Source organism: Helicobacter marmotae, assembly GCF_003364255.1.
Taxonomy (GTDB): Bacteria; Campylobacterota; Campylobacteria; order Campylobacterales; family Helicobacteraceae; genus Helicobacter_C; species Helicobacter_C marmotae.
Genome location: NZ_NXLR01000055.1, coordinates 1 through 578, shown reverse-complemented (window position 1 = coordinate 578; position 578 = coordinate 1). Strand labels below are relative to the sequence as shown.

The following is a 578-nucleotide window of genomic DNA, read 5'->3' as shown; positions in this document are numbered from 1 at the left end:
GTAATGGTGCTACCTGTGGTATTTTCTAATGTATCTATGGTGGCATTAGCATTATTAGTAATACTTGTAATAGTAGAGCTAGCATTATTATTGAGTGTAGTTATGGTGCCGCTATTATTAATACTAGATAAAGCAGTAGTAGAGCTTTGTGTGAGGGTAGTAATGGTAGCGTTGTTGTTATTAGTGATGCCATTAGTGATAGTGCCTGAATTTGTGAGGCTAGTAATCACAAAGCTATTTTGTATGCTTTGGGCAGTGCCAGCATTAGTGAGAGTAGTAATAGTCCCACTTGTGCCATTATTAATAGCCGTTTGAATATTGCCTCCGCTTGCATTATTAAAGTTTGTAATCCCGCCATTATTAGTAAGTCCTGTAGTAATAGAGCTAGAATTAGTAAAGTTATTAATCGTAGCATCTCTATTGTTTGTGAGCGTAGCGAGTGTGCCACTATTGCTTAAGTTTTGGATTTGATTAGAGTTAGTTAGGGTAGTAATGGTGGAGCTAGCTTCATTTTCGATATGTTTTATATCTCCTGTGGCTCCATTAGTGAGAGTGGTTATAGTAGCAGAGCCGCTATT

At 37.4% G+C, this 578-nt stretch carries 1 protein-coding gene; it reads right to left on the bottom strand.

Translation table 11 applies throughout. The features are described 5' to 3' along the window. Nucleotides 1–578, bottom strand: a 578-nt coding sequence (locus CQA63_RS10010) for a hypothetical protein (protein ID WP_211305749.1), incomplete at both ends; no start/stop codon positions are given.